Genomic DNA, 8,317 nt, shown 5'->3' with positions numbered 1-8,317 from the left:
ATGGGTGCCGTTTGGTATTATTCTTATACAAATTTTTGGATAGACGGCTATATTAAGATAGAAGCCGGTAAGGACACCACAATCATGGATAAACAATGTCGCGAACTTGTAAAAACATTGTTTTCTTATGATCATGTTAATATTGTTTATGATACTGTAATCATGGGCAAAGAATATACTTACTCGGATAACGATAAAGTATATATTCTCAGAAATAATCAGTTTTATACTCTTTATGATTTTTCTGCAAAACCGGGAGATTCCTGGGTTATTCCACATACTTTTGACATAGAATGCGATACTATTGGAGAAGTAATAGTTACCGATACCAGTTCAGTCGTCGTAAATGGAACACGTTTGAGAAGTTTAACGCTACAAGCCGCTGAAAACTCTCATTGGATGCTTGGCTCACAAGCATATGAAAGTATAGGTTCAATAGATTCTTATATGTTGCCCGAACTTACCATGCTTTGTAATATTTTGGATGTTTTTGAAGGTGGTCCATTAAGGTGTTATGAAGATAATACTTTGGGATATTTTTCCACAAACATTGCTTCCTCATGCGATTATATCACAGGAATCAGTAAAAATGAAAAGGAAAATACTTTTCAACTCTTACCCAACCCCGGCACCAACACTCTATACATCCAAACCACATTAAAAGATGCGAAATTAGAGATGTACGATGCCAACGGCAGGTTGGTAGTACAACAAAACATCAACGAAACCACTTCAGTAAATACCTCAGCACTAAATCCCAGCATGTATTTTTACCGGGTAATGCAGAATGGAGAAGTAAAAGATAGCGGGAAATGGGTGAAGCAGCAGTGAGTGTAGAGTCTGGAGCAATAGAAAAATAAAAAGTTATGAATGATATTCGATCTGCACAATCCGCACAATCTGCACAATCCGCACAATCTGCAAAATAGAACACAGATACAACGGATTGGGATGGTTTTTTTTACATTTCTACTCGGGATATAGCAGTACCGATAGTCATCTGGTTTTTTTGCAATTACAATAAACCAAAATGCTATCCAGATATAAAATATAAGGAACAAGAAAGTGCTTAACGGGAATAGTGCCGATAAAATCTGTAAATGCCTGGATTACCACTTTTTGTAGAAAGGTATCTTTTTTCTAACTGTTCAGAATCGCATATAACTAATAGTTCACACCCTATAACCTCTGGTTTATTAGCTATAACCAGTAGTTCACACCTTATAACCTCAAACTTACTGGTTATATCCAGTAACTCTGCTTCCTCGACAATCGGGACAGCTCAGCAGAGGCGAGTAGGTGAATAGGAGAGGGAGCGACTTGGTAACAAGGTGGCGTCTCCTATAGCTATAGTGAAGCAATCACCCTTACTAATGTGAGTCATCCAATCTGAAAAGTGCCGGAAAAAATTGTCGGGTGTAAAAAAATTATCCCTCAGTTGGTTTTGGCTTGCAGTAGGTTCTCAGTGTTTTATGGCAAAGCATAACAACTATCTTGCCTATTAAAATTCCTGTGATTGCACCAATAACAACATCGCCCGGGAAATGCACTCCGAGATAAATCCGGCTGTAGGCAATAAATGAAGCCCAGAAAAAAACTGCAGTTTTAAAATATTTGAACTTATCTTTTAAAAAAGCACTCAAAAATGTTGCAAGGGCAAAAAAATTGGCAGCATGGGAAGATATAAAACCGTACTGTCCACCACACTTCCCATTTACAAGATGAATGAAAGCTGCAAGATCAGCCTGGTGGCAAGGGCGTAAGCGATGAAAAATATTTTTGAAAAGAACAACCGAAACCTGGTCGCTTAAGGTAATAAGAACTGCTGCCGAAATGAAAATTATCCAGCTTTGTTTATGGTAATATTTTATGATAAAGTAAATAAATAAAATGTAAACAGGTATCCATGTCAATTTTTCGCTTGCCCAAAACATCACGACGTCGAAAAAACGATTGTGCAAACCGTTAATCACGAGAAAGAGCCAGGTATCTAATGCGTTGAGAAATGAAGGCACCGTAATTAATTTAAGATTTAAGATTTCAGATTTAAGATTGTGGATTGCAGATTTTGAAAAATTAATATGATTTTGAAAAATTTTATTTATTCAATTCTTTCCAGAGTTTGTCTTTTAGTTCTTTTAAACCAAAACCGGAATGAGATGAAATGAAGACGGACGTTACTTTTGGAAGTTCTTTTTTCAGTTCCTGTAATAATTCATTGTCGAGTAGGTCGGCTTTGGTAATGGCAAGGATACGATTTTTATCAAGAAGCTCGGGGTTGTATTGTTTCAATTCATTAAGAAGAACTTTGTAGTCGGAACGTATGTTTTTGGTATCGGCAGGAATCATAAACAGAAGCACCGAGTTACGTTCTATGTGCCTGAGAAATCGTAATCCAAGCCCCTTTCCCTCGCTTGCGCCCTGGATGATGCCTGGGATGTCAGCCATTACAAACGATTGTTTATCGAAATAAGAAACGATGCCAAGGTTTGGACGAAGGGTAGTGAAGGGATAATCGGCAATTTCGGGGCGTGCGGCAGATAGTTTTGAAAGCAAGGTTGATTTACCTGCATTAGGGAAACCTACAAGACCGACATCGGCAAGCAGCTTTAATTCCAGAACTTTCCATGCTTCAATACCCTGTTCACCTGGTTGGGCAAACTTAGGAGCCTGTAGAGTAGCCGACTTAAAATGGTCGTTACCCAAACCTCCTCTGCCACCAGGCATCAGTACACGGGTTTCGCCATCCTGGGTTATTTCCAGTTCTATTTCGCCCGTTTCCGGATCGCGTGCCACCGTACCTAAAGGAACTTCAACGATGATGTCCTTTCCGTAAGCTCCGGTTTTAAGGTTGCCACCTCCCGGATTACCATTCTCAGCCATAAGATGTTTGGTGTATTTAAGGTGGAGAAGAGTCCACAACTGGCTGTTTCCTTTCAAAATGATATGACCTCCTCTTCCTCCATCGCCTCCATCAGGTCCGCCTCGTGGATTCATCCTGTTTCGGATAAAATGCACCGAACCAGGTCCGCCATTTCCCGAACGAAAAAAAATTTTAACGTAATCAATAAAGTTATCTGAAGGCATAAGAAATTTTTAAAATTGAATATCAGAAAAATATCCCTGAATTATTTTATAGTATTAATTATTTTACAGAGATTGTCAAAAATTTCGTCAACACTGCCTACACCTTTCACTGGAATAAACTTTCCCTGCAAACGGTAATAATCAATTAATGGAGAGGTTTGTTTGTTATAAACCTCAAGTCTTTGACGTATTACATCTTCCTTGTCGTCGGCACGCCCAAGCTCGAGGGCACGATTGAGTAGGCGGGCAATCAACTCTTCTTCATCGGCTTCGAGGGCAATCACTGCCGATACAGGAGTTTTGCGTGTATCCAACAAATTGTCGAGCGCCTGAGCCTGTACTTTTGTGCGCGGAAAGCCATCGAGGATAATTCCTTTTGTATTTTGGTTCTTCATCATCACCGAATTGATAATCGCAATCAGCAAGTCATCGGGAACCAATTCACCTTTATCCATAAAAGTTTTTGCCTGAGCGCCCAAAGCACTCTGTTGTTTTATTTCATTGCGCAAAATATCTCCGGTAGATACGTGTACAAGATTGTAATGGGAAGCAATTTTAACCGACTGGGTTCCCTTACCGGCACCAGGTGCTCCAAAAATTATAATATTCAGCATATTAGACGTAATTATTAAACAATTTTATAAATATCGGGAAGGTTTCTTCCGAAGCCATCGTAATCCAGACCATATCCTACAATGAAATCGTTTGGAATGTTTTTTCCCACATAATCAACTGTGTATTCCTTTGTAAAAGCTGCAGGTTTGAAAAGGCAGGTGGCTATTTTTACACTTGCCGGTTTAAATGATTCCAGATATTTAAGCAGAGATGCCAAAGTGTGTCCGGTATCAACAATATCTTCAAGAATGATGATGTGCCGTCCTTTTATATCTTCGTTTAAGCCAATCAGGTTGTTAATTTTACCTGTACTTTGTGTTCCGGCATAAGAAGCTATTTTCACAAAAGAAATTTCACAATCTACTGTAATTTTTTTCAGTAAATCGGAAGCAAACATAAACGAGCCATTAAGGATTCCAAGAAATAAAGGAATTTTACCTTTGTAATCATGATTGATATTTTCAGCAACTTTAGAAATTGCCATATCAATTTCTTCTGCTTTGATAAATAGTGCGAATTGTTTGTCCTTAACTTGAATCTGCATGGAAAAGGGGTATAAAATAAGAAGATGCAAAGATAAACATATCATGTTAACATTACACTACAATCTTTATCTTTGCAAAAAATGTAAAACAATGAAATCCTCCATAAGGATAATACCTATGTCAATTGACAATGTTTATGGATATTTCCCCGATTTTTGGTGTAAACTATTTAACCAATGGATAGCAAATTAATAACAATGAAACCTATAGTGAGTATAATAATGGGCAGTACGTCTGATTTGCCTGTGATGAAAGAATCTGCAGATTTTTGTGAAGAGATGAAAATCCCTTTCGAGATGAATGCTTTATCAGCCCATCGCACCCCGGAAAAAGTAGAAGAATTTGCCAAAGGGGCTTATCAGCGTGGCATACGTGTTATAATAGCCGGGGCTGGAATGGCTGCACATTTACCCGGAGTAATAGCCGCAATGACACCTATTCCGGTGATAGGTGTTCCTATAAAAGCCACTTTTGACGGTTTGGATTCTGTTTTTTCTATTTTACAGATGCCTCCCGGAATTCCGGTAGCAACTGTTGGTGTTAATGCTGCCAAAAATGCGGGCATTCTTGCCGCCCAGATTTTAAGTATTTCTGACGATGTACTTTTCGCAAAACTTGTTTCCTTTAAAGAAGGGCTTAAAGGCAAGGTATTAAAAGCCAATGAAGAGTTAAAGAAAATAGAATATAAATATAAAGTATGACACCCGGTGTTTTTTCTGTAAATGCCGGAAATCTTTAATCAAAAATTCCCATTTTCTCAACTATTTTTATTTGTTCCTTTACTGAAGCGGCAGATTGTTCAAGCATTAGTTTTTCCTCTGCCGAAAGTTTTAATTCAAAAATCTGTTCAATACCGTTAGCGCCCAATTTTACAGGTACGCCCACGTAAACATCTTTAAGTCCGTATTCACCCTGCAAATATACAGAAACAGGGAACAGGCGTTTTTGATCATCTACTATGGCTTCAACCATCTGTGCAGCAGCAGCTCCCGGTGCATACCAGGCAGAGGTGCCCATAAGATTTACCAATTCACCACCTCCCTGGCGGGTTCTTTCCACAATTTTATCAATTTCATCCTTATTCATCAGTTCCGTAAGTGGTACTCCGGAAACAGAGGTGTAACGGGGCAAAGGAACCATCGTATCGCCGTGGCTGCCCAGCAACAAGGCATGCACTGTATTGGGCGAAACGTCAAGAGCTTCGGCAATAAAGGCTCGGTAGCGACCGGTATCAAGGATTCCTGCCATACCGAAAACTTTTCGGCTGTCCTTACCCGAGACCATATAGGCTACATAGCTCATCGCATCAAGCGGGTTCGACACCACGATGATAATAGCTTCCGGTGAATATTTGATTACTTTTTCAGTAACTTCTTTTACGACAATTGCATTGGTTTTCACAAGGTCATCACGGCTCATTCCGGGTTTGCGCGGCATGCCCGAAGTAATGACCACGATACTTGACCCTTTGGTTTTCAAATAGTCGTTAGTGGTTCCTACTACACGGGTATTAAAATGGTTTATTGAAGAAGCCTGCCAAATATCGAGAGCCTTACCTTCGGCAACTCCTTCCTTAATATCTACCAATACCACTTCGCGTGCAAGGTCTTTGTGTGCAATAACATTAGCAACTGTTGCGCCAACATTTCCGGCGCCAATAACGGTTATTCTTTTCATAAATTAATGATGCTGTTTTATTACTTTTAATCAGTTTATTATTCCTGATCAGTAGCTAATAAACAATCATTCAATAATTTTGTTTGCTGCTTATTTCCTGACTGTGCATAAATAACAGCGATGGTAACCATGTTTACAATTTCCGTAACGCTTGCACCCATTTGCAGGATGTGTACCGATTTATTTAGTCCGTTCAGGATGGGACCTATGGCTTCCATACCTGCCATTTCCTGCATTAATTTATAGGCAATATTGCTTGCACTGAGGAATGGGAAAATAAGTGTATTGGCTTTTCCTCCTATCAGTTTTGAAAAGGGGAAACTTTCTTTCAGCATTTCTTCGTTCAGGGCAAAATTTGCCTGAATATCACCGTCAACAACGATATGGGGATAGTCGCGATGCAGAATAGCAACAGCATCACGCATTTTCAAAGGAGCTTCTCCTTTTACCGAGCCAAAATTAGAGTAGGACAGTAAGGCTATCCGGGGCAATATTCCGAATTTTTTAACGGCTTCATATGTCTGAAGGGTGATTTCGACTATGGTTTGCGTGTCGGGATGATGGTTCACGGTAGTATCGGCAAAAAAGAAAGGTCCTTTTTTTGTATTGATAATATACATTCCCGAAACAACATGGGCGCCGGGGTGCTTTCCGATAATTTCGAGGGTAGGACGAATGGTATCGGGATAATTCCGGGTAAGACCGGAAATCATGGCATCGGCTTTGCAGGTTTCAACCAGCATAGGTCCAAAATAATTACGATGGTGCATGGTATCAAGAGCTGATTGCAGGGTAACGCCTTTGCGTTGCCGTTTTTCAAAATAAATCTCTGCAAATTTTCTAAGCCGGCTTTCTTCCTTTTTCGATTTGGGATCAATAATTTCAACCCCTTCAAGTGAGAGGTCGTTATCGCTGATTATTTGTATTATCAAATCTTTATTGCCCAGTAGTATAGGACATGCAATCCCTTCGCTTTGTACAATTTCGGCAGCTTTGAGTATTTTAAAATTTTCTGCTTCGGCAAAAACTACCTTCTGAGGCTGGGCTTTAGCTTTGGCTTTTATTTGCCTGATTAAAGGAATTCCCACACCAAGTCTTCGGCTAAGTTCTTCTTTGTACAAACCCCAATCCCTGATGGGCATACAGGCAATTCCTGAATCCATGGCAGCTTGTGCCACTGCAACAGGAATTGTACTAATAAGCCGGGGGTCGCAAGGTTTTGGAATGATATAGTCCTTCCCAAATTTAAGATTGTTTGTGTGGTAGGCTAAGTTTACTTCTTCTGGGACAGGCAGTTTAGCAAGTTCTGCAAGGGCATAGGCGGCAGCCAGCTTCATTTCGTCGTTGATTTTTGTGGCTCTTACATCAAGTGCACCCCTAAAAATAAAGGGGAATCCCAGTACATTGTTCACCTGGTTGGGGTAATCTGAACGACCTGTTGCCATAATTATGTCTTTGCGTGCAGAGGTTGCATCTTCGTAAGTGATTTCCGGAAACGGGTTTGCCAATGCAAAAACAATGGGATTGGCAGCCATGGAGCGTATCATATCCTGATCAACTTGCCCGGCAACCGAAAGCCCTAAAAACATATCTGCACCGGCAATTGCTTCACGAAGATTTGAAATATTTTTTGAGGTGGCAAACTGGCGTTTTATGGGATTTAAATCGGTTCTGTTTTGATGCAACACCCCTTTGCTATCGAGCATAATAATATTTTCAGGATTGACACCCAGCTTAATATACAGCTTAGTGCAACTTATGGCAGCAGCACCGGCACCATTGACCACAATCCGAATTTCCTCAATTTTTTTACCGGTAATTTCGAGGGCATTTAACATAGCCCCCGAGGTGATAATTGCCGTACCATGTTGATCGTCGTGCATCAACGGAATGTCGAGACACTCTTTCAAACGATCCTCTATTTCAAAACATTCGGGGGCTTTAATATCTTCGAGATTGATACCGCCAAAGGTGGGTGCAATAGCTTTTACGATTTCAATAATCTTTTTCGGGTCTTTTTCATTTATCTCTATATCAAACACATCAATATCGGCAAAAATTTTAAAAAGCACCCCTTTCCCTTCCATAACAGGCTTTCCTGCTTCGGTACCAATATCCCCTAACCCAAGAACGGCTGTACCATTGGAAATTACTGCTACCAGGTTTCCTTTTGCCGTATATTTATACACATCTTCGGGATTATCATGTATTCTCAAACAAGGTTCGGCTACCCCAGGCGTGTATGCAAGCGATAAATCTTGCTGGGTAGCAGTAGGTTTTGTTGGTATAACTTCTATTTTCCCCGGACGCCCCTGAGCATGGTATTCAAGAGCTAATTTTTTCAACATTGTTTTATCCATATTCTAAATTTTTTGATAAACCTGGTCTCAGGT

Annotated in this window: 8 protein-coding genes; 2 read left to right on the top strand and 6 right to left on the bottom strand. The window is 40.0% G+C overall.

Annotated elements, in window-relative coordinates; translation table 11 throughout:
• A partial coding sequence (locus M0R21_06905) for a T9SS type A sorting domain-containing protein (protein MCK9617551.1) occupies positions 1-831 on the top strand: 831 nt, incomplete at its 5' end.
• Between the two features lie 596 nt (positions 832-1,427).
• Here M0R21_06905 and M0R21_06900 read toward each other — a convergent pair.
• The 4 genes from M0R21_06900 to hpt form a co-directional block, all read right to left on the bottom strand.
• The gene (locus M0R21_06900) at positions 1,428-2,015 is read right to left on the bottom strand and encodes a phosphatase PAP2 family protein (protein MCK9617550.1); all 588 of its coding nucleotides are present in this window, start codon (positions 2,013-2,015) and stop codon (positions 1,428-1,430) included.
• A gap of 82 nt (positions 2,016-2,097) precedes the next feature.
• Positions 2,098-3,087 carry a GTPase ObgE gene (gene obgE / locus M0R21_06895; GenBank protein MCK9617549.1) on the bottom strand — a complete coding sequence of 330 codons (990 nt, stop codon included), beginning with the start codon at positions 3,085-3,087 and terminating at the stop codon, positions 2,098-2,100.
• A 41-nt stretch (positions 3,088-3,128) separates the two neighbouring features.
• Complete coding sequence (locus M0R21_06890; GenBank protein MCK9617548.1) at positions 3,129-3,701, bottom strand: adenylate kinase; 573 nt, start codon at positions 3,699-3,701, stop codon at positions 3,129-3,131.
• Between the two features lie 14 nt (positions 3,702-3,715).
• Positions 3,716-4,246, bottom strand: a complete 531-nt coding sequence (hpt, locus tag M0R21_06885; protein ID MCK9617547.1) for a hypoxanthine phosphoribosyltransferase — start codon at positions 4,244-4,246, stop codon at positions 3,716-3,718.
• A 198-nt stretch (positions 4,247-4,444) separates the two neighbouring features.
• On the opposite strand from hpt, the gene purE reads away from it, so the two are divergent.
• On the top strand, positions 4,445-4,948 hold the full coding sequence (purE, locus tag M0R21_06880) for a 5-(carboxyamino)imidazole ribonucleotide mutase (protein ID MCK9617546.1): 504 nt from the start codon (positions 4,445-4,447) through the stop codon (positions 4,946-4,948).
• Positions 4,949-4,982: 34 nt separating this feature from the next.
• On the opposite strand, the gene mdh is transcribed toward purE, so the two are convergent.
• Together mdh and M0R21_06870 are read right to left on the bottom strand one after the other, a co-directional pair.
• Complete coding sequence (gene mdh, locus M0R21_06875) at positions 4,983-5,924, bottom strand: malate dehydrogenase (protein MCK9617545.1); 942 nt, start codon at positions 5,922-5,924, stop codon at positions 4,983-4,985.
• 38 nt (positions 5,925-5,962) lie between these two features.
• The gene (locus M0R21_06870) at positions 5,963-8,284 is read right to left on the bottom strand and encodes an NADP-dependent malic enzyme (GenBank protein MCK9617544.1); all 2,322 of its coding nucleotides are present in this window, start codon (positions 8,282-8,284) and stop codon (positions 5,963-5,965) included.
• Between the last annotated feature and the right edge of the window lie 33 nt (positions 8,285-8,317).

The organism is Lentimicrobiaceae bacterium (genome assembly GCA_023227965.1).
In the GTDB taxonomy this organism is placed as follows: Bacteria; Bacteroidota; Bacteroidia; order Bacteroidales; family JALOCA01; genus JALOCA01.
This window is presented reverse-complemented; position numbering and strand designations above follow the sequence as displayed.